The sequence below is a fragment of the Kitasatospora sp. NPDC093102 genome (assembly GCF_040683915.1).
Classification (GTDB): Bacteria; Actinomycetota; Actinomycetes; order Streptomycetales; family Streptomycetaceae; genus Kitasatospora.
The window spans coordinates 22025-43804 of sequence record NZ_JBFBFA010000043.1 but is presented as its reverse complement, the minus strand read 5'-3'; the positions used below and the strand labels follow the sequence as shown (position 1 = coordinate 43804).

At 74.4% G+C, this 21780-nt stretch carries 23 protein-coding genes; 12 read left to right on the top strand and 11 right to left on the bottom strand.

The genetic code is table 11. From position 1 onward, the window contains the following. Nucleotides 1-153 precede the first annotated feature (153 nt). Nucleotides 154-936 carry a glucosamine-6-phosphate deaminase gene (gene nagB, locus AB0O11_RS32745; RefSeq protein ID WP_363394309.1) on the top strand — a complete coding sequence of 261 codons (783 nt, stop codon included), beginning with the start codon at nucleotides 154-156 and terminating at the stop codon, nucleotides 934-936. 271 nt (nucleotides 937-1207) lie between these two features. On the opposite strand, the gene AB0O11_RS32740 is transcribed toward nagB, so the two are convergent. After that, nucleotides 1208-2818: a beta-propeller fold lactonase family protein gene (locus tag AB0O11_RS32740; RefSeq protein WP_363394307.1), complete on the bottom strand. Its 1611-nt coding sequence runs from the start codon at nucleotides 2816-2818 to the stop codon at nucleotides 1208-1210. A 300-nt stretch (nucleotides 2819-3118) separates the two neighbouring features. Between AB0O11_RS32740 and AB0O11_RS32735 the strand changes: the two genes are divergently transcribed. The 5 genes from AB0O11_RS32735 to AB0O11_RS32715 all read left to right on the top strand — a co-directional run bounded on the left by AB0O11_RS32735 (nucleotide 3119) and on the right by AB0O11_RS32715 (nucleotide 7920). Beyond that, the gene (locus tag AB0O11_RS32735) at nucleotides 3119-3562 is read left to right on the top strand and encodes an Rrf2 family transcriptional regulator (protein ID WP_363394305.1); all 444 of its coding nucleotides are present in this window, start codon (nucleotides 3119-3121) and stop codon (nucleotides 3560-3562) included. 77 nt (nucleotides 3563-3639) lie between these two features. Continuing rightward, nucleotides 3640-4821 carry a globin domain-containing protein gene (locus tag AB0O11_RS32730; protein WP_363394303.1) on the top strand — a complete coding sequence of 394 codons (1182 nt, stop codon included), beginning with the start codon at nucleotides 3640-3642 and terminating at the stop codon, nucleotides 4819-4821. Nucleotides 4822-5006: 185 nt separating this feature from the next. After that, nucleotides 5007-5771, top strand: a complete 765-nt coding sequence (locus AB0O11_RS32725) for a (Fe-S)-binding protein (RefSeq protein ID WP_363394301.1) — start codon at nucleotides 5007-5009, stop codon at nucleotides 5769-5771. Next, complete coding sequence (locus AB0O11_RS32720) at nucleotides 5768-7213, top strand: lactate utilization protein B (RefSeq protein ID WP_363394299.1); 1446 nt, start codon at nucleotides 5768-5770, stop codon at nucleotides 7211-7213. Before AB0O11_RS32725 ends, AB0O11_RS32720 begins: the two co-directional genes overlap by 4 nt. Further along, complete coding sequence (locus AB0O11_RS32715) at nucleotides 7210-7920, top strand: LUD domain-containing protein (RefSeq protein WP_363394297.1); 711 nt, start codon at nucleotides 7210-7212, stop codon at nucleotides 7918-7920. Before AB0O11_RS32720 ends, AB0O11_RS32715 begins: the two co-directional genes overlap by 4 nt. Here the strand turns inward: AB0O11_RS32715 and ddaH are convergent. Beyond that, on the bottom strand, nucleotides 7907-8734 hold the full coding sequence (gene ddaH / locus AB0O11_RS32710; RefSeq protein ID WP_363394295.1) for a dimethylargininase: 828 nt from the start codon (nucleotides 8732-8734) through the stop codon (nucleotides 7907-7909). The two genes, AB0O11_RS32715 and ddaH, sit on opposite strands and share 14 nt — an antisense overlap. A gap of 261 nt (nucleotides 8735-8995) precedes the next feature. Next, on the bottom strand, nucleotides 8996-9889 hold the full coding sequence (locus tag AB0O11_RS32705) for a ferredoxin (protein ID WP_363394293.1): 894 nt from the start codon (nucleotides 9887-9889) through the stop codon (nucleotides 8996-8998). 217 nt (nucleotides 9890-10106) lie between these two features. Here AB0O11_RS32705 and AB0O11_RS32700 point away from each other — a divergent pair, with 217 nt between their 5' ends. Then, nucleotides 10107-10889 carry an SGNH/GDSL hydrolase family protein gene (locus tag AB0O11_RS32700; protein ID WP_363394291.1) on the top strand — a complete coding sequence of 261 codons (783 nt, stop codon included), beginning with the start codon at nucleotides 10107-10109 and terminating at the stop codon, nucleotides 10887-10889. A gap of 7 nt (nucleotides 10890-10896) precedes the next feature. Here AB0O11_RS32700 and AB0O11_RS32695 read toward each other — a convergent pair whose 3' ends face one another. After that, nucleotides 10897-11256 (bottom strand): DUF2809 domain-containing protein, encoded by a 360-nt coding sequence (locus AB0O11_RS32695; RefSeq protein ID WP_363394339.1) that lies wholly within the window; start codon nucleotides 11254-11256, stop codon nucleotides 10897-10899. 333 nt (nucleotides 11257-11589) lie between these two features. Here AB0O11_RS32695 and AB0O11_RS32690 point away from each other — a divergent pair, with 333 nt between their 5' ends. Beyond that, nucleotides 11590-12951: a DUF2252 domain-containing protein gene (locus AB0O11_RS32690; RefSeq protein WP_363394337.1), complete on the top strand. Its 1362-nt coding sequence runs from the start codon at nucleotides 11590-11592 to the stop codon at nucleotides 12949-12951. Nucleotides 12952-12975: 24 nt separating this feature from the next. Here the strand turns inward: AB0O11_RS32690 and AB0O11_RS32685 are convergent, their stop codons facing one another. The 3 genes from AB0O11_RS32685 to AB0O11_RS32675 are packed head-to-tail and all read right to left on the bottom strand — an operon-like array spanning nucleotide 12976 to nucleotide 15773. Next, the gene (locus AB0O11_RS32685; protein ID WP_363394290.1) at nucleotides 12976-13668 is read right to left on the bottom strand and encodes an alpha/beta fold hydrolase; all 693 of its coding nucleotides are present in this window, start codon (nucleotides 13666-13668) and stop codon (nucleotides 12976-12978) included. Between the two features lie 27 nt (nucleotides 13669-13695). Then, complete coding sequence (locus AB0O11_RS32680; protein WP_363394288.1) at nucleotides 13696-15213, bottom strand: MFS transporter; 1518 nt, start codon at nucleotides 15211-15213, stop codon at nucleotides 13696-13698. Beyond that, nucleotides 15210-15773, bottom strand: coding sequence for an XRE family transcriptional regulator (locus AB0O11_RS32675; protein ID WP_363394286.1), 564 nt, complete (start codon nucleotides 15771-15773; stop codon nucleotides 15210-15212). The genes AB0O11_RS32680 and AB0O11_RS32675 overlap by 4 nt, the downstream gene beginning before the upstream one ends. 441 nt (nucleotides 15774-16214) lie before the next feature. Between AB0O11_RS32675 and AB0O11_RS32670 the strand changes: the two genes are divergently transcribed. After that, nucleotides 16215-17465: a DUF5685 family protein gene (locus AB0O11_RS32670; protein ID WP_363394284.1), complete on the top strand. Its 1251-nt coding sequence runs from the start codon at nucleotides 16215-16217 to the stop codon at nucleotides 17463-17465. A gap of 7 nt (nucleotides 17466-17472) precedes the next feature. On the opposite strand, the gene AB0O11_RS32665 is transcribed toward AB0O11_RS32670, so the two are convergent. Next, the gene (locus AB0O11_RS32665) at nucleotides 17473-17685 is read right to left on the bottom strand and encodes a hypothetical protein (protein WP_363394282.1); all 213 of its coding nucleotides are present in this window, start codon (nucleotides 17683-17685) and stop codon (nucleotides 17473-17475) included. Continuing rightward, nucleotides 17678-17821, bottom strand: coding sequence for a hypothetical protein (locus tag AB0O11_RS32660; RefSeq protein WP_363394280.1), 144 nt, complete (start codon nucleotides 17819-17821; stop codon nucleotides 17678-17680). Before AB0O11_RS32660 ends, AB0O11_RS32665 begins: the two co-directional genes overlap by 8 nt. 98 nt (nucleotides 17822-17919) lie before the next feature. Between AB0O11_RS32660 and AB0O11_RS32655 the strand changes: the two genes are divergently transcribed. After that, the gene (locus tag AB0O11_RS32655) at nucleotides 17920-18714 is read left to right on the top strand and encodes an SDR family oxidoreductase (RefSeq protein ID WP_363394278.1); all 795 of its coding nucleotides are present in this window, start codon (nucleotides 17920-17922) and stop codon (nucleotides 18712-18714) included. 27 nt (nucleotides 18715-18741) lie between these two features. Here AB0O11_RS32655 and AB0O11_RS32650 read toward each other — a convergent pair whose 3' ends face one another. Beyond that, a complete protein-coding gene (locus tag AB0O11_RS32650; protein WP_363394276.1) occupies nucleotides 18742-19308 on the bottom strand; it encodes a TetR/AcrR family transcriptional regulator in 567 nt (188 codons plus the stop codon). 99 nt (nucleotides 19309-19407) lie between these two features. Here AB0O11_RS32650 and AB0O11_RS32645 point away from each other — a divergent pair, with 99 nt between their 5' ends. Together AB0O11_RS32645 and AB0O11_RS32640 are read left to right on the top strand one after the other, a co-directional pair. Beyond that, on the top strand, nucleotides 19408-19890 hold the full coding sequence (locus tag AB0O11_RS32645) for a nuclear transport factor 2 family protein (RefSeq protein WP_363394274.1): 483 nt from the start codon (nucleotides 19408-19410) through the stop codon (nucleotides 19888-19890). Between the two features lie 134 nt (nucleotides 19891-20024). Continuing rightward, entirely contained in the window at nucleotides 20025-21077 is a 1053-nt protein-coding gene (locus tag AB0O11_RS32640) for an LpqB family beta-propeller domain-containing protein (protein ID WP_363394272.1), read from the top strand. Nucleotides 21078-21170: 93 nt separating this feature from the next. On the opposite strand, the gene AB0O11_RS32635 is transcribed toward AB0O11_RS32640, so the two are convergent. Further along, a complete protein-coding gene (locus AB0O11_RS32635) occupies nucleotides 21171-21755 on the bottom strand; it encodes a hypothetical protein (RefSeq protein WP_363394270.1) in 585 nt (194 codons plus the stop codon). Between the last annotated feature and the right edge of the window lie 25 nt (nucleotides 21756-21780).

Here is a 21780-nt window from a genome sequence, read left to right as displayed (position 1 = left end):
CCGGCCCCGACCGCCCCCACCAGGCGGAAGAGGCGGGAGCCGGAACTTCACCCGGGAGCGAACCCGGGTGGACCTGGGGCACCCCTACACGGCAAACTGGTCTAGACCTCGGAGGCCTAGACCTCAGACTCGCCTCAGAACGGTGGACCCAGTATGGAAATCGTGATCGTCCCTGACGCCCGTGCGGCCGGCGAACTCATTGCCACGGCGATCACCGATCTGCTGACCGACAAGCCCGACGCCCTGCTCGGCGTGGCGACCGGCTCGACCCCGCTGCCGATCTACCAGGCCCTGGCGGAGCGGGTCCGCAACGGCCGGCTGGACGCCGCCGGGGCGCGCATCTGCCAGCTGGACGAGTACGTCGGTCTGCCCTCCGGCCACCCCGAGTCCTACCGCTCGGTGGTGCTGCGCGAGGTTGTGCAGCCGCTCGGCCTGACCGAGGGCTCCTTCCTGGGCCCGGACGGCAACGCGTCCGACATCGCCGCGGCGGCCACCGCCTACGACCGTGCGCTCGCCGAGGCCGGCGGCGTCGACCTCCAGCTGCTCGGCATCGGCACGGACGGCCACATCGGCTTCAACGAGCCCTGCTCCTCGCTCTCCTCCCGGACCCGGATCAAGACCCTGACCCGACAGACCCGCGAGGACAACGCCCGCTTCTTCGACAGCATCGACGAGGTCCCGCACCACGTCATCACCCAGGGCATCGGCACCATCCTGGAGGCCCGCCACCTGGTCCTGCTCGCCACCGGCGAGGCCAAGGCCGAGGCCGTCGCGCTCGCCGTCGAGGGCCCGCTGTCCGCGGTCGTCCCGGCCTCGGCGCTCCAGCTGCACCCGCACGCCACCGTGGTGGTGGACGAGGCGGCCGCCTCCCGCCTCAAGCTCGCCGACTACTTCCGCGACACCTACGCGGCCAAGCCGGCCTGGCAGAAGCTCTGAGCCCTCCCGGGCAGCAGTCGTGACGGCCGGGGCGCCGGCCGCCGAATCCCTTGGGTGGCCGGGGCGCCGGCCGCCGAATCCCTTGGGTGGCCGGCGCCCCGGCCGTTCGCGGTGCGCCGGCGCCGGTCAGCGCTTGCGGAGCCACTCGCCGAAGGCCGCCAGGCCCGGGCCCGGGTCGCGGCGGCCGAGGCCGATCCGGAAGCGGCCGGCCAGGGTCGGGGTCAGCTCCGAGCGGGGCCCGGGGCAGCTGCCCGTACGCGGCAGGCGGGCGCTACTCGCAGGTGATCAGCAGCCCGAGCACCGCACTGCAGCTGCGGGTGGCCCGACTGGTCCCGGGCGACGGGTCGGCGGGCGCTCCGGCGGTGCGGGCCACGGTGACGTCCCAGCTGCGGAGCAGCGAGAGCAGGCCGACCCCGATCGAGAAGTGCCGGGTGGTGCTCGCGCCCTTGGCCAGCGGCGCGGTCAGCGCGCAGCCGAGCTTCCCGGCGGCGACGGTGCAGTCGCCGGAGGTCGCGGTCAGCCCGGCGGGCAGGTCGGCGGTGACGGTGGCCGAGGTCACCGGGTCGGGGCCCTGGCCGGTGAGGGTGATGGTGTAGTCGACCCGGCTGGAGAGCAGCCCGGACACCGGGGTCACGGTGAGCGCGACGCCCAGGTGGGCGGCGGGGGCGGCGTAGGTGAAGCGGTCGGCGGCGACGGCCGCGCTGGTGCCGCCGGGAGCGGTGACCCGCACGTCGACCGTCCCGGTGACGGTGGTGGCGGGGGCGGTCGCGGTGCAGCTGGTCCGGGTGCAGCTGAACGAGGCGGCGGCGCCGGCCGCGCCGAAGGTCACGGCGGTGGCGCCGGCCAGGTCGGTGCCGGTGATGGTCACCGTGGTGCCGCCCAGCCCGGAGCCGCTGTTGGGAGTGATCGCGGTCACCTCCGGCACCGGCAGCGGGAAGTTCACCACGTCGACGGCGCTGCCGGTGAAGTCGGCGAGGTAGCCGTGCCGCCCGTCGGCGGTCAGGGCCAGGCTGTACGGGCTCGCGCCCACCGGGACGGTCGCGGTGACCGTCCGGCTCGCGGTGTCCACCACGCTCAGGGTGTTGTCGGCGTAGTCGGAGACGTAGGCCGCCGCGCCGTCCGGGGAGAGGGTCACGGCGTAGGGGCCGGAGCCGACCGCGACGGTGCCGAGGACCGTGCCGGCCGCGGTGTCGATCACGGCGGCGGTGCCGTCGTCGCCGTCGGCGGCCCACAGCCGGGTGCCGTCGGGGCTGAGGGCGAGGCCGAAGGCGCTGTGGCCGACCGGGACGGTGCGGCTCACCGCGCCGCTCGCGGTGTCGACCACGGTGACGGCCTTGTCGCCGGAGGCGGCGACGTACAGCCGCGTGCCGTCAGCGGAGACGGCCAGTCCGTGCGGTTCGGCGCCGACGGGCACGGTCGCGGTCACGGTGTTGGACGACGTGTCCAGCACGCTCACCGTGTTGGCGGCGGCGTTGCTCACGTAGGCCCGGGAGCCGTCCGGCGCGAGGGCGAGGCCCCAGGGTTGGGCGCCGACCGGGACGGTCGCGGTGACGGTGTTGGTGGCGGTGTCCACGACGCTGACGGTGTTGTCCAGGTGGTGCGTCAGGTAGGCCCGGTGCCCGTCGGGCGACACGGCGACGGCGTACGAGCCGGTCCCGGCGGTGAAGCTGCCGGACACGGTGTTGCTCGCGGTGTCCAGCACGCTGACCGCGCCGCTGCTCTGGCTGGTCACGTAGGCGTGGCCGCCGTCCGGCGTCAGCGCGATGCCCGCCGGGTAGGGCGCCACCGCCACGTGCGCGGCGACGGCCGGCGGCGGCGTGACGGCCTCGGCCGTCGCGGGCAGCGACAGCAGTGCGGCCGTGGTCGCGGTTATCGCGGCCACGGCCGTCCGGGTGCGACGGGGCGCACGGCGTGTTCTCACGGAGTCTCTCCAGGGGTCGGCGAAGGGGGTGCGGCGTCTGATGCGGTTCCGGAGCCGGACGAAGCGTAGAGCGCCTGTAGACGGTGCGTCAGGAGCTGATCGGTAATGTCGCCATCTGTTCAAACTCGACCAGACTTTGGGCGTGCGGTCCGCTCCGGGCTTCGGCGCGCCACCAGGCCCGATCAGCGACGTGACCAGGGCCTCAGCCGGCATCGTGCAGAAAATTGGAGTTGCGGAGTCGCATTCGTTACGTTTCATTACGTGAGGCTGACCAAGAGCACCGACATCGCCCTGCGCATCGCCATGCGGCTCGCCGTACTCGACGAGGGCGAGAACCCGACCACCCGCGAGGTGGCCGAGGCGGTCGCAGTGCCGTACACCCACGCGGCAAAGGTGGTCAGTCGGTTGCAGCACCTGGGGGTGGTGGAAGCTCGGCGCGGTCGCGGCGGCGGGCTCATGCTCACCTCCGCCGGGCGGACGGGTTCGCTCGGATTGCTGCTGCGCGAGCTGGAGGGAGTCGGGGACGTGGTCGACTGCGAGGGCGACCCCCCGTGCCCGCTGCGGATCGCCTGCCGGTTGCGCGGGGCACTGCGCACCGCGCAGGAGGCGTTCTTCGCCTCGCTCGATCCGCTCACCATCGACGATCTGGTCTCCTCCCCGACCGGGCCGGTGCTGCTCAGTCTCACGACCGGACCCACCGCCTGATTCGCCCGTCCGAGGCTGCCCCCCCCATACAGAGCGCCTCTTAATGCGAATCTGAGATACCACTGAGGAGTCGTCTGATGCTGTCCGCGAAGTCCGCCGAGGTCATCGAGGCCACCCTGCCCGTCGTGGGCGCCGCCATCGGAGACATCACCCCGCGCTTCTACGACCGGATGTTCGCCGCGCACCCGGAGCTGCTGCGCGACCTCTTCAACCGGGGCAACCAGGCCAACGGCACCCAGCGCGAGGCGCTGGCCGGCTCGATAGCCGCCTTCGCCACCGCCCTGATCGCCAACCCGGACCAGCGGCCGGACGCGATGCTCGCCCGCATCGCCCACAAGCACGTTTCGGTCGGCATCAGCAACGACCAGTACAAGATCGTCCACGAGCACCTGTTCGCCGCCATCGTGGAGGTGCTCGGCGAAGCCGTCACCCCCGAGGTCGCCGCCGCCTGGGACGAGGTCTACTGGCTGATGGCCAACGCGCTGATCGCCATCGAGGACCGGCTGCGCGCCGAGGTCGCCGCCGGCGGCGACCCGGCCGACCTGTGGCGCCGCTACACCGTGATCGGCCGGCTCCAGGAGACCGAGACCGTCACCACCTACCTGGTCCGCCCGGCCGATGGCCTCCCGGCGCCGGCCTTCCACCCCGGCCAGTACATCTCGGTGCGCACCGAACTGGCCGACGGCGCCCACCAGATCCGCCAGTACAGCCTCTCCGGCGGCGCCGACGGCGCCCTCCGGTTCAGCGTCAAGCGCGAGCCGGGCGGCGAGGTCTCCAGCCACCTGCACGACCACCTGCACGCCGGCGACACCGTCGAGCTGGCTCCCCCGCTGGGCGACATCTTCCTGGCCGAGGGCGACGGCCCGGTGCTGCTCGCCTCCGCCGGCATCGGCAACACCCCGATGACCGCCATGCTCGACCACCTCGCCGCGACCGGCTCCACCCGGCGGGTCGTCTCGGTGCACGGCGACCGCGACCAGCTCAGCCACGCCTTCCGCGCCGACCTGGAGCAGCTGACCGCCAAGCTGCCCAACGCCACCGCGCACGTCTTCTACGAGCAGCCGCTCGGCGAGTGGCCGGCCGAGCGCACCGGCCTGGTGGACCTCTCCACCGTGGAGGTCCCGGCCGGCACCACCGCCTACCTCTGCGGCCCGCTCCCCTTCCTGCGCGCCGTCCGCGAGCAGCTGCTGACCGCGGGCGTCCCGGCGGCGGACATCCACTACGAGGTGTTCGGCCCGGACCTCTGGCTCGGCGCCTGACCCGCGCCGCCCGGGCGGCCTGAGTTCCCGCCCGACGCCCGAGGCCCCGCTGCCGAGGTCCCACCACGGCACCGGTCCGCTCGCTACGATCACGAGCGGACCGGTGCCGTCCGGCGTCCGCACCTGCGACGTCCGCACCTGCAATGTCCGCCCGTCCGGCGGAAGTTCGGCAGAAGGGAGCCCGGATGCGGGTCGCGCTGTTCGCCACCTGTGTCAACGACGCGCTGTTCCCCGCCACGGCGGTGGCGACCGTCCGGCTGCTGGAACGGCTCGGCGTGACGGTGGACTTCCCCGCCGGGCAGACCTGCTGCGGGCAGCCGCAGTACAACACCGGCTACCGCAGGGCCTGCGAACCGCTGGTCCGGCGGACGGCGAAGGCCTTCGCCGGATACGACCACGTGGTGACCCCCTCGGGCTCCTGCGTGGCGATGGTCCGGGACAACTACCCCCGGATCGGCGCCCGGGCCGCCGCCGAGGGCCGGGGCACCGAACTGGCCGACCTGGCCACCGACCTGGTGCCCCGGGTGGTCGAGCTGACCGAGTTCCTGACCGACGTGCTCGGTGTCGAGGACGTCGGCGCCCACTTCCCGCACACCGTCACCTACCACCCGTCCTGCCACGGCCTGCGCCTGCTCGGCCTCGGCGACCGACCGCGCCGGCTGCTGGGCGCCGTCGAGGGCCTGGAGCTGGTCGAGCTGCCCGGGGCCGAGGAGTGCTGCGGCTTCGGCGGCACCTTCGCGGTCAAGAACGCGGCGGTCTCGGCGGCCATGGCCGAGGACAAGATCGCCAACGCCCTCGGCACCGGCGCCCAGGTGCTGTGCGGCGCCGACAACTCCTGCCTGCTGCACCTCGGCGGAACCCTGCGCCGCAAGAGCGCGCCGCTGCGGCCACTGCACCTGGCGGAAATCCTGGCCAGTACCGAGGAGCACCCCTGGAGGCCGTCCGCATGAGCAAGCGGAGCGAGCGAACCGGAGACACGGTCGGCACCTTCCTCGGCATGCCCGCCTTCCCGCAGGCCGCCGCCGGGGCCGTACGCAACGAGCAGCTGCGCGCCAACCTGCGGCACGCCACCCACACCATCCGCGACAAACGGGCCCGGGCCGTCGCCGAACTCGCTGACTGGGCCCGGCTTCGCGCCGCCGGGAAGGCGATCAAGGACCACACGCTGCGCCACCTCGACCGGTACCTGGTCCAGCTGGAGGAGTCCGTCACGGCGGCCGGCGGCACCGTGCACTGGGCCGCCGACGCCGAGGAGGCCAACCGGATCGTCGCCGGGCTGGTCAAGGCCACCGGCCGGACGGAGGTCGTCAAGGTCAAGTCGATGGCCACCCAGGAGATCGAGCTCAACGAGGCGCTGGCCGCCGAGGGGATCACCGCCTACGAGACCGATCTCGCCGAGCTGATCGTGCAGTTGGGCGACGACCGGCCCTCGCACATCCTGGTGCCGGCGATCCACCGCAACCGGGCCGAGATCCGGGAGATCTTCGCCGACCGGATGGCCGCCTGGGGCCGCCCGGCGCCCAGGGGGCTCACCGACTCCCCCGCCGAACTCGCCGAGGCCGCCCGGCTGCACCTGCGGGAGAAGTTCCTGCGCGCCGAAGTCGCCGTCTCCGGAGCCAACTTCATGGTCGCCGAGACCGGCACCCTGGTGGTGGTCGAGTCCGAGGGCAACGGCCGGATGTGCCTCACCCTGCCGCGCACGCTGATCTCGGTGGTCGGGATCGAGAAGGTCGTGCCGACCTGGCGGGATCTGGAGGTCTTCCTCCAGTTGCTCCCCCGCTCCTCCACCGCCGAGCGGATGAACCCGTACACCTCGCTCTGGACCGGGACGACGGAGGGCGACGGCCCGTCCGAGTTCCACCTGGTGCTGCTGGACAACGGCCGCACCACCGTGCTCGCCGACCAGGTCGGCCGCCAGGCGCTGCGCTGCATCCGGTGCTCGGCCTGCCTCAACGTCTGCCCGGTGTACGAGCGGGCCGGCGGGCACGCCTACGGCTCGGTCTACCCGGGGCCGATCGGTGCCATCCTGACGCCCCAACTGCGCGGCACCGAAAGCCCGGTGGACGCCTCGCTGCCGTACGCCTCCTCGCTCTGCGGGGCCTGCTACGACGTGTGCCCGGTGGCCATCGACATCCCCGAGGTGCTGGTGCACCTGCGCGAACGGGTCGCCGAGCAGGGCGGGCACCCGCTGGAGCGGGCCGCGATGGCGGCCGCCGGGTTCGTGCTGGACCACCCCGCGGCGCTCACCGCCGCCGAGCGGCTGGCCGGCCGCACCCGGTCGCTGCACCCCCGCCGGCTGCCCGGGCCCGGGCGGGCCTGGACCGACACCCGGGACCTGCCGGAGGTGCCGGCCGAACCGTTCCGTGACTGGTGGCGGAGGAACCGCACATGACCGCATCCGACCACATCCGGCCCAACGGCCCCCGGAACTCCCGGGAGTTGGTCCTCGGCCGGATCCGGGCCGCACTCGGCGACACCGCCGAGGTGGCCGAACAGCCCCTGCCCCGCGACTACCTGACGGCACACGTGCCGGCCGACGACCCGGCGGCGCTGCTCGACCTGCTGCACCACAACCTGGCCGACTACCGGGCCCTGGTGCACCGCTGCCACGAGGACGAACTGCCGCGGCGGATCGCCGGGTTGCTGATCGAGCGGGGCAGCCGCACGGTCGTGGTGCCGGCCGGGCTGCCGGCCGCCTGGCTCACCGCGGCCGAGGCCGAGGGGGTCGAGCTCCTCCCGGACGACGGAACGCTGACCGCCGCCCGGCTGGACGCCGTGGACAGCGTGGTGACCGGCTGCGCGCTGGCCGTCGCCGAGACCGGGACGATCGTGCTGGACGCCGGTCCGGGCCAGGGACGGCGGCTGCTCTCTCTCGTCCCCGACCACCACGTCTGCGTGGTCCGGACCCCGGAGCAGGTCGTCGCCTCGGTGCCGCTCGCGCTGCCTCGACTCGATCCGGTACGGCCGCAGACCTGGATCTCGGGGCCGTCCGCCACCAGCGACATCGAGCTGGACCGGGTGGAGGGGGTGCACGGGCCGCGCACCCTGGAGGTGCTGCTGGTCACGGCCACGGGGGCCGACGCCGTCACTCCGGCCTGAGCTCCAGGGTGCAGCACTTCGCCCCGCCGCCGCCCTTCAGCAGCTCCGACACGTCCACCGGGACCGGCTGGTAGCCGTGCTCGGCCAGGCGGCCGGCCAGGTTCTTGGCGGCCTCCGGCAGCAGCACCCGTCGGCCGTCCGAGACCGCGTTGAGCCCGAACGCCTCGGCGTCGGCCCGGTCGGCGAGGATCGCGTCCGGGTAGAGCGCGCGCAGCACCGAGCGGCTGTCGGCGTCGAAGGCCTCCGGGTAGTACATGACGTGGTCGTCGGCGAGCACCGCCAGTGCGGTGTCCAGGTGGTAGAAGCGCGGGTCGACCAGGGTCAGGCTGACCACCGGCACGCCGAACAGTTCCCCGGCCTCGGCGTGCGCAGCGCGCGAGGTGCGGAAGCCCGTCCCGGCGAGCACCCGTCGGCCCACCACCAGGTGGTCGCCCTCACCCTCGTTGACGTGCCCGGCCCGGCGCACCTCGCGGTAGCCGCGCTCGCGGAACCAGGCCTGGTAGGCCTGTGACTCGGCGGCCCGCTCCGGGTGGCGGAAGGTGGCGACCAGGGCCCGGCCGTCCAGCACGGTGGCGCCGTTGGCGGCGTACACCATGTCGGGCAGGCCGGGCACCGGGTCGATCAGCTCGACGGTGTGGCCGTGCCGACGGTACGTCCAGTAGAGCCGTTCCCACTGGCGCAGGGCGAGTGCGGTGTCGGTGGGCTGGGTGGGGTCCATCCACGGGTTGATCGCGTAGTCCACGGTGAAGTGCGTCGGCCGGCACATCAGGTAGCGACGCGGCCGGGCGTGGCGCTCCGGAGTCTGCGTGAGCATGGCTCAACCATCCTTGGGTCGCTGGGAGTTCTTCGCACGGAGTTCGGGGTTCACGGGGCCGAACACCTTCGTTCCCAAGGCGGCTGCCCCGGCGGCACCGTTCGCACACCCGGGCCGGCGCTCCCGGCGGTCGCACGCCCCCGCGCACCCGGCGCAGGCACCGGCGCACAGGGCCTCCGACGCGCCGCGCCCCGACGCACGGCCCGGCCACCGCGGGCGCGCCGTCGCTACCGGCGGACCGTCGCTACCGGCGGACCGTCGCTACCAGCGGACCGCGCCGAAGTCCACGGGCACGGGCCGCAGCTCCTGGCACCGCTCGGCCAGCGCCCGCAGCCGGCGGTCCGCCTCCTCGGCCGGCATCCGGTGCCGGTCGCCGTGGCCGGGCAGCAGCCACTCGAAGCGCAGCACGCCGAGGCCGCGCCGCAGCGAGGCGGCGAGCTCCTCGATCGAGTACCAGGTCACCGACTCCACCACCTCGATGTCCCCGGTGGCGCGGGACCAGTACATGCTGTCGCCGCTGAAGCAGTACCGCTCGTCCGCGAGGAAGAGCGCGCTGCCCCGGGTGTGACCGGGGAACGGGTGGGCGACCAGGCCGGGCGAGATCTCCGTCGGCCCGGTGCCGCGCAGCACCCGGTCGGCGTCGGGGGCGGCCTCCAGATCGCCCTCGTGGATCCAGAGCCGGGCGCCGAACCGGTCGGCGTACGCCCGGCCGTGCACGGCGTGGTCGCGGTGCGTGAGCAGGACGTCGGTGACCGGGCCGAGCGCGGCGTACCGGGCCGCGAGGGTCTCGCTGTAGCGCGGCGTGTCGACCATCACCCAGCCGGTCGGTCGGCGGCAGAGGTAGGAGTTGGCGCCCGCGGTGCGGCGGGAGTTGTGGCCGAGCAGCAGCAGGTCGTCGGCGAGGGCCAGCGGGAACGGGTCCTCGGCCGGGTCCAGCGGCCCGGTGCCGGGGCGGATGGAGCGGGTCGGGCAGGCGTGGGCGGCAGCGAGCAGCTGCCGGCGCTCGGCCGGGTCGCGCGGCTGGCGGACCAGCTCGGAGCGGCCCTCGTGCTCGCGGATCAGGCCGGGCGCCAGCTGCCGGGCGACGTCGCAGTTGGTGCACCGGTCGTCGATGGACCAGTTCTCGGACCGTTCGGAGCGCGGGTCGGTGGTCATGGCTGCCTTCCCCCAGAAGGACGGCGGCCGGAGCGGCCGCTCCCTTCGAGCATCCGCCGGACCGGCCGGAAAGCGGAAGGGGGTGCGGATCTTGTGCTTTCCGGGGACCGGGCGTCTGCGGGCGGAAGCGGCCGACGAGGGCACGTGGCCCATCTCACGTGCCGCCGGGGTCACCTACGGTGGCGTAGGTCACTTGATTGGGTGAACTATCTCTTTCATGCCGAATCTCCAGGAGACCCTTGACCTCGATTCGTATGCCGCTCTCGGGGACAGCTTCACCGAGGGTCTGAACGACCCCGGCGTCGATGGCAGGTTCGCCGGGTGGGCCGACCGCCTGGCCGGAATCCTCGCCGACGGGCGCCCGACGGGCGCCTTCCGCTACGCCAACCTCGCCGTGCGCGGCCGACTGCTGGACCAGATCACCGCCGAGCAGGTGCCGCAGGTCCGCCGTCTCCAGCCCGACCTGGCCACCTTCTGTGCGGGCGGCAACGACATCCTCCGGCCGGGCAGCGACCCGGACGAGGTGGCCGAGCGCTTCGAGGCCGCCGTCGTCCAACTCGCCGAGAACGCCGGGACGGTGCTGATCTGCACCGGCTTCGACACCAAGGACGTGCCACTGCTGAAGCACCTGCGCGGCAAGATCGCCACCTACAACGGGCACGTGCGCGCCATCGCCGACCGCAACGGCTGTAAGGTGGCGGACCTGTGGTCGCTGCGCGCGGTCCACGACCGCCGCGCCTGGAGCGAGGACCGCCTGCACCTGTCCCCCGAGGGCCACCAGCGGGTCGCCCTGCTGGCCGCGCGCTCGCTGGGCCTGCGCACCGAGCAGGACCCGGAGGCCCCGTGGCCGGACGCCCGCGTGCTCACCCCCGCCGACCAGCGGCGGGAGAACATCCAGTGGGCCCGCGAGCACCTGCTGCCCTGGGTCGGCCGGCGCCTGCGCGGCGAGTCCTCGGGCGACCACGTCGAGCCCAAGCGACCGGAGCTGCTTCCGCTCTGACGGATCGTCAGAGCGCTCCGCCGGATGCCGGGACCCGGGAGGTCCGCAGCACCCGGTGGAGCGCCCCGGCGCAGCCCGCGCCGACCAGGTACCAGAGCAGGTCCGGCGGGTTGAAGGTCGAACCCAGCACCAGGCGGGCCATCGTGCTGTGCCGCCCCCAGGCGTCCGGCAGGCCGGTGAGCTGGAACAGCTCCACCATCCAGCTCACCCCTGCCGCCACCACCGCGGCCCGCACCGGCCGGACGCGCGGTGCGACCACCACCACCAGCGCGTACACCAGCACGGTGTAGAGCGCGTCCCCGGCGCACTTGGCGAGGTCCCCGCCCAGCACCGCCCGCACGCCCAGCCCGGCCGCCACGGTCAGCATCGCCGCCGACGCGGCCGCCAGGCGCGTGCGGCGGTGCGCCCGAAGACCGTTCCCCCCGAGATCGTCCACCCGCCCCACGCTACCCCTTCATCCCACAGCGCCACCCCCACGCCCCACGCCCCCCTTCGCGCCACAAGCGGACCCTCGTCCCCCGGAACCACCGCGCACCGCCGTACGTCACTCCCCCCGACGAACGTCCGCGCAGGTAGCGGGCGGGTCGAGGACCGGAAGGGACGGGCAGGAAAAGTGGCGCACGTGGGTGGGGCCGAGGCGGCCGGGGCTCAGTCGGGGCCGGCGGCGGGGCGGGACGGGCGGATCCGGCGCGGGTTCGCGGTGGCCGGGTTCGCCTCGGCGCAGGACGGGCAGGCGCGGGAACGCGGCAAGGAGCTGCGGGCGCGGGTGCCCCGGGAGCGGCACGCGGAGTTCTCGCCCGCGTCCGACCGTCCGACGGCCGTGACCGCGCTGGAGGCCTCCAACTCGGGCCGAATAGACCGGCTGGTACCGATCCGGGTCGGCCGGATGGCCGCCGGTCCGTTCGCGTTCCTGCGCGGGTCGGCCGGGCTGATGGCCGCCGACCTCGCGGGCACGCCGGTGACCGGGGTGGGCGCGCAGCTGTGCGGGGACGCGCACGCCGCGAACTTCGGCCTGTACGGCGATGCCCGCGGCCAACTCGTCCTGGACATCAACGACTTCGACGAGACCGTCCCCGGCCCCTGGGAGTGGGACCTCAAGCGGCTCGCCGCCAGCCTGGTGCTGGCCGCCCGGGAGGCCGGGGCGAGCGAGAGCATCGCGCGCGAGGCCGCCCAGCACGCGGCCGGTTCGTACCGCCGGACCGTGCGCACGCTCGCCAAGCTGCCCGGGCTGGACGCCTGGAACGCCGTCGCGGACGAGCAGTTGGTCTCCTTCGCCGAGGCGCACGACCTCGCCGAGGTGCTGCGCAAGGTCGGTGCGAAGGCACTCGGCAACACCAGCGCGCGGTTCGCCGCCCGCAACACCACCCGGACCGCGGACGGCGGTTGGCGCTTCACGGCCGCTGCCCCGGTGCTCACCGAGGTCACCGACGCGACCGCCCGCGCCGTCGCGCACGCGCTCGGCCCGTACGTCGGGACGGTGCCGGCCGAGGTGCGCACCCTGCTGTCCCGCTACCGGGTGCAGGACGTGGCGTTCCGGGTGGTGGGCACCGGCAGTGTGGGCACCCGCTCGTACGTGGTGCTGCTCACCGACCACCGGGACCAGCCGCTGGTGCTACAGGTGAAGGAGGCCCGTCCCTCCGCCCTGCTGCCGTACCTGCCGAACGGGCCGCAGCCGGCGGCGGACGGGCACGAGGGCCGCCGGGTGGTGCTCGGCCAGAAGCACATGCAGGTGGTCAGCGACACCCTGCTGGGCTGGACGACGGTCGACGGACTCCCCTACCAGGTACGGCAGTTCCGCAACCGCAAGGGCAGCGTCGACCCGGCCGCGCTGCTGCCGTCCCAGCTGGACGACTACGCCCGGATCACCGGCGCCCTGCTGGCCCGGGCGCACTCGCACACCGCCGACCCGAGCCTGCTGGCCGGGTACTGCGGCAAGAGCGAGGCGCTGGACGAGGCGGTCGCCGCCTTCGCGGTGGCCTACGCGGACCGCACCGAGGCCGACCACGCCGACCTGCTGACGGCGGTGCGCAGCGGGCGGCTGCCCGTCGAGCACGGCGTCTGACCCACCTGGCCCCGGCTTCGCGGCTCAGCGGGCCAGGAACGGCGCCACCGCGGCGACGAACTCGGCGGGCCGGGCACCGTGCACCAGGTGCCCGGCCTCGACGGTGACCAGGCGGCAGTCCGGGATCAGCCGGGCGAGTTCGGCGATCCGCTCCTGCGGGACCGGGCTGGCCGGGCCGCCGGCCACCGCCAGGGTGCGGGCGGTGATCCGGGCCAGCCCCGCCCGCCAGGCCGGGTCGGGATCGTCGAACTGGGCCTTGACCGCCCGGACCATCGCCCAGTCGAAGTGCACGTCCTGCGCCGGGTTCTCGGGCAACACGCTCGCCGGGCGCGGGTACAGCGCGGGGATCTCCTCCAGGACCAGCCGGTCGACCCGCTCCGGCGCGGCCTGGGCGAGCAGGTGGGCGACGGCGCCGCCCATCGAGTGGCCGACCAGGTCGACGCGGGCGAGCCCGAGGGTGTCGAGGAAGGCCAGCACGTCGTCCCGCATCGCCTCCAGCGAGTAGGCGACGGTGCGGGCGCTGTCACCGTGGCCGCGCAGGTCGAGCGCGAACACCCGGTGGGCGGGGGCGAGGCCGGGCAGGACGGTGTCCCAGTCGGCGGCGCGCTCGCCGAGGGCGTGCAGCAGGACCAGGGGCGGTCCGTCGGGCCGTCCGCTCTCGCGGTAGGCGAGCGTCACCCCGGGCAGGTCCACGGTCCGGTTCCGCATGTCGGTCATCCCGCCACGGTACGCGCCGCCCACCGCCTAACGGACCGGCGTTCGCCCTCGGCTCAGCGCGACCGGTCCGCCCTCGCGCTGCTCCCGGGCCGCGGCTCGGTCGGCGAACACCGAGGCCAGGACGGCGAGTCCGGCCACCCCGGCGCACACCACGCTCGCGGTCAGGAAGGCGGTGCGGTGCCCGCCGCCCCCGGCGGTCCCCCGCAGGTAGACCCCGGACAGCGCCGAGACCGCGACGGCCGCCGCGATCCGCTGGGCCATCTGCAGGATCGCCCCGCTCACCCCGGCCGCCTCGGCGGGCGCGTGGCGCAGCACGTACGCCTGGTTGGTGGAGCCCATCAGGCCCACCGAGGCGCCGCCGAGCAGTTGCAGCAGCGCCAGTAGCCAGGGCAGGGCGGTGACGGACGCCCAGTGCGCGAGCAGTCCGCTGAGCAGTATGGCGAGCGCGGAGCCGATCATCCCGGCGGTGACGGTGCGTCGGCCGTAGCGCTGGACGACCCGCCAGGCGAGCGCGGAGGCGACGCCCATGGCCACGGCGGAGGGCAGGGCGACCAGCGCGGCACCCATCGGAGAGAGGCCGAGGCCGTCCTGGAGGAACATGGTCAGGACCAGCGAGGCGGCGAGCGAGGAGCCGAACTGGGCCATCGCGGTGGCCGTCCCGAGCGCGTACGGCGCGGAGCGGGTCAGGGCCGGGTGGATCAGCGGGTGGCCGCCGGTGCGGGCGGAGCGGCGCTGCCACCCGGCGAGCGCGCCGAGCAGCAGCAGGGCGGCGGCCGCGAAGGCGAGCCAGCCGGTCCAGCCGGGCGGCCGGACGAAGGGCAGCATCAGGGCCAGGGTGAGCGCCCCGACCAGCAGCAGGCCGAGGATGTCGAGGTCGGCGTTCCGGGAACTGGGGCGGGGCTTCGGCAGGTGACGGGCCGCCAGGGCGACGGTGGCGAGGCCGAAGGGAACGTTGAGCAGGAAGGTCAGCCGCCAGCCGTGCTCGGGGCCGGCCAGGGCCAGTACCGCGCCGCCGATCGGCGGTCCGAGCGCGAAGGCGAGGCCGCCGGTGACGGCGTACATGCCGAGGGCGCGGGCCCTCAGCTGGCCGTCGAAGACGTCCTGGAGGGTGCCGATCATCTGGGAGTTGACCAGGCCGGCGCCCGCGCCCTGGAGCAGCCGGGCGGCGACCAGCACGCCGGGCTCGGTGGCGGTCGCCGAGACCAGGCTGACCAGGGTGAACAGGGCCAGGCCGGTGACGAAGAACCACTTGCGGCCCTTGACGTCGCCCAGCCGCCCGCCGGGGATCAGCGCGAGGCCGAAGGCGAGCGAGTAGCCGGCGACGATCCACTGGAGGTCGGCGGGCCCGGCGTGCAGGGTCTCGCGCAGGGCGGGGATGGAGGTGTTGAGGACGGACTGGTCGAGCAGCGTGGTGAAGCCGCCCGCGACGCAGACCAGCAGGACCCGGCGCCCGGCGGCGTCGAAGCGCTCCCTGGATTCCTTGGGCTCCTTGCTCTTCTCGGGCTCCCCGGGCTCCTCGGCTATCGGGCCGGTGGCGGCGCTCACGGCTCGACCACCACCAGCGCGTACCGGGCCTCGCCCGGGCCGAGGCTGCGGAAGCGGCTGGTGCCGCCGACGTAGCGCAGGCAGTCGCCGGGGCCGAGCGGCTGTGCCGTGCCGTCCACGGTCAGTTCCAGTCGCCCCTCGAACAGCCAGAGGTGATGCTCCCGGCCGGGCGTGCAGGCGCGGTCGTAGGCGATGTCCGCGCCGGCCGGCAACCGGCCCTCGACGATCTCCGCCCGCAGCGAGCCGTGCGGCGGCGAGACCGAACGGCGGACGAACCCGGTCGTCTCGTCCCGCCACACCTGCTGTTCTCCGGCCCGCAGCAGCGGGGCCGGGCCGGACTCCACCTCGGCGAGCAGCCGCGACATCGTCCGCCCGTAGACGGCGCACAGCCGCCCGAGCAGCGCGGCCGTCGGGCTGACCTCCGCCCGCTCCACCCGGGACAGCGTCGACCGGCTGACGTCCGCCAGCCGCGCCAGCTCCTCCAGGGTCCATCCGCGTTCGAGCCTCAGCTCGGCGAGCCGTTGTGCCAGCCGCTCGTCGGCGGCCGTGTCGATTCCCATATTCGCGATGCTATCCCGGATGTGAGACCCACTCGCCGGGCTTGGGCACACGACTCCGCCTGACCGGCGTGACAGGGCGGCGGGTGTCGGCCGAAACCGGCCGACCGCAGCTGCGGAAGGTGCAGAGGCGCACCTCCACGCCCCCCGGCAGCTACGTGGAAGGTGGGCGGCGGTTCGCCGTCCGGGTCGCGCTACTCGCGGGCGACGCCACTCGCGGACGAACAGTGCCACGAACGCCACCACTGCCGCCGCACCCGCCAGGGGTACGGCCGGCGCGAACCATGCGCCGGGCCGGTGTACCCCGCCGCCGGGACGGGGTGCGCGGCCACCCCCTCCGGCTGGATCGCGGCTTGACGGGCCCTCGGTCCGGAAGGGGCGCCGATCATATGATGTCCGGCGAATCGTGGCCGGTCGGCGGCCCGTGAGGCGAGGGGGACCAGCGTGTTCGGCATCATCAGACCGTGCAGGCACCGATTGTCCGAGCACTTGCAGACCTCCTGGATGGCCCACCTGTGCGGGCTCTGCCTCGCACTACGGGACGACCACGGGCAGCTCGCCCGGACGGCGACCAACTACGACGGCCTGATCATCTCCGTGCTGGTCGAGGCCCAGGCCGCCCGGGAGGACTCCTCCCGGCGCCGCACCGCCGGGCCGTGCCCGCTGCGCGGCATGCGGACCGCCTCCGTCGCCAAGGGAGAAGGCGCCCGGCTCGCCGCCGCCGTCTCGCTGGCGCTCGCCTCGGTCAAGATCCGCGACCACGTCGAGGACCGCGACGGCGTCTTCGCCCGCCGCCCGGTCGCCGCCGGGGCCCGTGCCGTCACCCGGCGCTGGGACCGGAAGAGCACGGGAAGCGCCTCGACCGTCGGCTTCGACACCGCCGTGCTGCTCGACGCGGCCCACCGGCAGGGCGAGTTGGAGCGCTCGCTGCGGCCCGGCGGGTCCGTCCTGCTGGTCACCGAGCCCACCGAGACCGCCACCTCGGCCGCCTTCGCGCACACCGCGGTGATCGCCGGGCGCTCCGGCAACGCCGCCCCGCTCGCCGAAGCCGGGCGGCTGTTCGGCCGGCTCGCCCACCTCCTCGACGCCGCCGAGGACCAGGGCGCCGACGCGGCCGCGGGCGCCTGGAACCCGCTGACCGCCACCGGCACCGACCGCGCCGAGGCCGAACGGCTCTGCCGCGACGCCGTCCACGGCATCCGGCTCGCGCTGCGCGAGGTCGAACTGACCGACCGCGCCCTGGTGCACGTGCTGCTCGCGCACGAGACCGAGCGCGCGGTGGAGCGGGTCTTCGGCCACTCCCGGCACACGGCGAGCTGCCGCCGCCCCGAGGCGGCGGGCACCACCACCGGCGAGCACCCGCACCAGGCGCCGCCGCAGCAGACGCCGCCGGACCAGGCACCGGTCCCGCCGTGGGTGCCGCAGGGCCCGGGCTTCACCCCGCCCGGCGAGAAGCCGCCGAACCCGCGCAACCTGCTCGCCGGGTGCGCGGTGTGGGCGCTGATGGCCTGCAGCTGCCAGCTGCTCTGCTGCGACCACAACGACCCGTTCAGCCGTGAGCGCCGCAAGGGCTTCTGCGAGCGGCACGACGTCGACTGCCCCGACTGCGGCGACTGCTCCGGCTGCTGCGACTGCTGCAATTGCTGTGACGGGTGCGACTGCTGCGACGGCTGTTGCTGCGACTGCAGCTGCTGACGGACGGTCAGTCCTCCGGCACCGTACCGTCCCTCCCGCCCGGTCCGCCCGGTCCGACCCGGCCGTCCGGTCCGCCGGGCCCGCCCACCGGCCCGGGGTGCCCCCGCAGCACCCCGGGCCGGTCCGCGTTCCGGTGGTCCTCGGCCTCGGCCCGCCGCCAGAGCGGCAGGACCGCCACCGGCAGCACCGCCACCGGGCGCAGCTCGGCGCACTCAGGCATCGCGCCCCGCCACCTTCCGGTCCACCGCCAGCGAGTCCTCCAGCCGTGCCAGCAGCTGCCGGAACCGCTCGGTGTCCTGCTCCGTCATCCGTCCCTCGGGCAGCGTCCCCGGCCGTTCGACCGCTCTCTCGTCCATACGCCCCAGGCTAGGCAGCGGTGATCAACAGGCGATAAACGCGCGTTCGGCCGAAAAGCACGTGCCCGGGACGGTTCGGCCCGCGACGATCGCACCTCATGACGCCCCATCGGAACCACCCGACGCCCCAGATCCCCCGCCCGGTGGCCCTGGTGACGGGAGTGGGCCGGACGGTCGGCATCGGCGCCGGGATCACCGGGCGGCTGGCGGCCTCCGGGTGGGACCTCGCCTTCACCTACTGGACCGCCTACGACCGGCGGATGGCCTGGGGCGCCGAGGAGGCCGCGGCGGCGGACATCGCCCGGGGCCTGCGCGAGCACGGTGCCCGCGCGCTCCCGATCGAGGCCGACCTGGCCGATCCGCAGGCACCCGCACGGGTCTTCGCCGAGGCCGGACAGGGGCTCGGCCCGGTCACCGCGCTGGTGCTGTGCCACTGCGAATCCGTCGACTCCGGCCTGCTGGACACCACGGTCGAGAGCTTCGACCGGCACTTCGCGGTCAACGCGCGCGCCACCTGGCTGTTGGTCCGGGAGTTCGGCCGCCGCTTCGCCGGCGCCCCGGGCAGCGGCCGGATCGTCGCGCTGACCAGCGACCACACCGTGGGCAACGTCCCGTACGGCGCCAGCAAGGGCGCCCTGGACCGCATCGTGCTCGCCGCCGCCCGGGAGTTCGCCCGCCTCGGGGTGACCGCCAACGTCGTCAACCCGGGCCCGGTGGACACCGGCTGGATGGATGAGGGGACCAGGGCGGAGCTGCGCGGGCGGACCCCGCTCGGCCGGCTCGGCACGCCGCGCGACGCCGCGCACCTGGTGGACTTCCTCTGCTCCCCGCAGGGGCAGTGGGTCAACGGGCAGTTGCTGATGAGCAACGGCGGCCTGACGCAGGGCGGTTGACCGGGGCGAGGGGCGCGCCGCCCCGGGCTACCGGGCCCGCGCCGTCGTGTCGAGAAGCAGCCGGGCGGCCTCCTTGGCATCGGCGGCGGCCGTCGGGTCCCCGTGGACGGCCGCGCTGGTGATCGCCCCCTCGGCCAGCAGGGTCAGATGGACGGCCGTGGCGGGCGGGGCACCTGCGGCCTCGGTCAGGCCCGCGAGGTAGCCGCCGAACTCCGCCTTGTGGTGCCGGGCGGCGGCCACCACCGCGGGGCTCACGGCACCGAGTTCGCCGAGCGAGTTGACGAAGGCACAGCCCCGGAAGCCGGGTTCGGCGAGCCACCGGCCGAGCCAGTCGAAGACCGCGAGCAGCTGGTCCCGCGGACAGCCCCCGGTGCGCGAGACGTACACGGCGAGGCTCGCCCGCCAGCGGCCGTCGCGGCGCAGCAGGTAGGCCTCGACGAGATCCCCCTTGGACGGGAAGTGCTGGTAGAGGCGGCGCATGGTCACGCCGGAGGCGGCCCGGACGGCGTCCATGCCGACGGCCTGGATGCCCTGCCCGTAGAACAGCTCCTCGGCCGCGTCGAGGATCCGGGCCCGTGGGTCTTCCTGCTCCATCTGCCCTTCCCTTTGCGCGAGAACGATGGTTCTCCTATCGTAGCCAGAGCAGTGAGAACGGTCGTTCTCATCGACGGAACACCCATTCCGAGGAGCACCATGCCCGAGACCGGCACCGAGCAGCGCCCTCCCCTGCCCCCGTTCACCGAGGAGACCGCCCGTCGGAAGGTCCGGGCCGCCGAGGACGCCTGGAACACCCGCGACCCCCAGCGGGTCGCCCTCGCCTACACGCCGGACAGCCGCTGGCGCAACCGCTCCGAGTTCCTCACGGGCCGCGAGCGGATCGCCGACTTCCTCACCCACAAGTGGCGGCGCGAGCTGGACTACCGCCTGATCAAGGAGCTCTGGGCGTACGGCGGCAACCGCATCGCGGTCCGCTTCGCCTACGAGTGCCACGACGACGCCGGCCACTGGTACCGCTGCTACGGCAACGAGAACTGGGAGTTCGACCGGAACGGCCTGATGGCCCGCCGGTACGCCTCCATCAACGACCTGCCGATCAGCGCCGAGGAGCGGCTGTTCCACTGGCCGCTCGGCCGCCGCCCCGACGACCACCCGGGCCTCACCGAACTCGGCCTCTGAACGACACCCCGCGGGGCCACGACGCGCCCGCGCTGTTCCACGGCTGTGACGCGGCACGCATCCGCCGCTGACCTCGCACTGCGAGGCTCCTCGTCGGAAGCGAACAGCACCCGAGGGGGACGTGGAAGATGTCCGTGCGCAACAGCTCCGTGCGAAACCGGTTCGGCACCACCGCGGCGATCGCCCTGATGGTCAGCGTCGGCGCCGTCCTGGTCTCCGCCTGCGGCCCCGAGAACGGCGACTCCGCCCCGACCGGCGCCGCCGTCCCGACCGGCACCGCCCCCGGGACGGCGGCGACCGGCGCTCCCGCCCCCTCCGGCAGCGCCGCGCCCGGCGGCACGGTGGTCAACGGCACCTCGGCCGCCAACCACCTGACCATCTCCACCGGCACCAGCACCGTCGCGCTGAACGGCGCCACCGCCGACTTCGGCACCGTCGTCCGCGACCTGGCCTGGTCCCCCGACGGCAAGAAGGCCGCCTTCGTCAACGGCGACGGCGACCTGATGACCGCCGACCCGGACGGCAGCGGCAAGGTCGTCCTCGCCAAGAACCCCGGTGGCGAGACCTGGTCCCACCCGACCTGGCAGCGCGCCACCGCCGACCCGAGCGTCACCGCCGGCGCCGAGGCGCTGGAGCGGTTCGCCGCGATCGTCTTCACCTCCGACAAGGGCGGCACGCTGCGCCTGGAGAAGGTCCTCACCAAGTCCCCCGGCGCCACCCCCGAGGTGCTCACTCCGCACAACTCCGAGGGCGGCGGCGATCCGCTGCCGCAGCCGCCGCAGACCGGCAACACCTGGGCCAACGCGGGCGGCCACCGGGGCGAGATCGTCTACGCCAACACCCCGACCAACGAGGTGTACCTGTACGACGACTACATCCGGCCGGCGACCCGGGACCTGGGCAAGGGCTCGCAGCCGGCCCTCACCCCGGACGGCGAGCACCTCGTCTTCGTCCGCTCGGTGAACGGGCACGACCACCTGTTCACCCGCTCCACGCAGATCGACCAGAAGGCCGAGAAGGACCTCACCCCGTCGGCCACCACCGACTACACCGAGCCCGCCTGGTCCCCCGACGGCAGGACCATCGCGGTCCGCACCCCGGACGGCATCAGCACCCTGCCCGCCGACGGCTCGGCCGCGCCGACCCAGGTCTCCACCATCAAGGGCCTGCCGTCCTACCGCCCCTGACGGCCGGTCGACCTCTGCGGCGGCCACCACTTCGCCCGGTTCGCCCCGGACGGTCCGACCCCCGACGCCCCGCCGGCCGGGCCGGGGCGGGCCCTACGAGGGCTTCGCCAACTCGGCGCGCAGCTCGGCCAGGTGCTCGTCGGCGGACTCGTGCGGCAGGAACTCGACCACATCGAGGAAGCGGAACAGCACCCGGGTCTCGGTGACCGCGTACTCGTAGTCGCCGAACCCGACCACCGCGCCCGCGCCGCCGCGCGCCGCACCCCGGACGGCGGCCGAGGTCAGCTCGTCGGCAGGGTCCTCGGCGCTCGCCCGCCGCCGAGCGTTGGGGCGCGCCAGGTACGGGCAGACCATGGCGGCGTAGAGCATGCAGGCCCGGTGACCGGGGCCCTCCATGGTGGGTGCGAGGTTGCGGTACGGCCGCCCGGCCGCGAGCGCCCCGGCGATCGCCTCGCTCTCGGCGGCGCCGACCACCCGCCACACCGGTCCGCGCTCCATGAACCGCCCGCACACCGAGCACCTGCGCTCCAGCGCGCAGCCGGCGCTGCGCCCGTGGTCGGTCAGCGCGAACTGCGGCACGTCGCCCTGCCACGGCGTGATCGCGGGCACCGGGTAGCCCCGCTCGTCCCGGGGCCGTGCCCCCACGCCCTCCGGCACCGGCACAAGTTCGAATCGCACGCCCCCATCGATACCAGGGACGGGC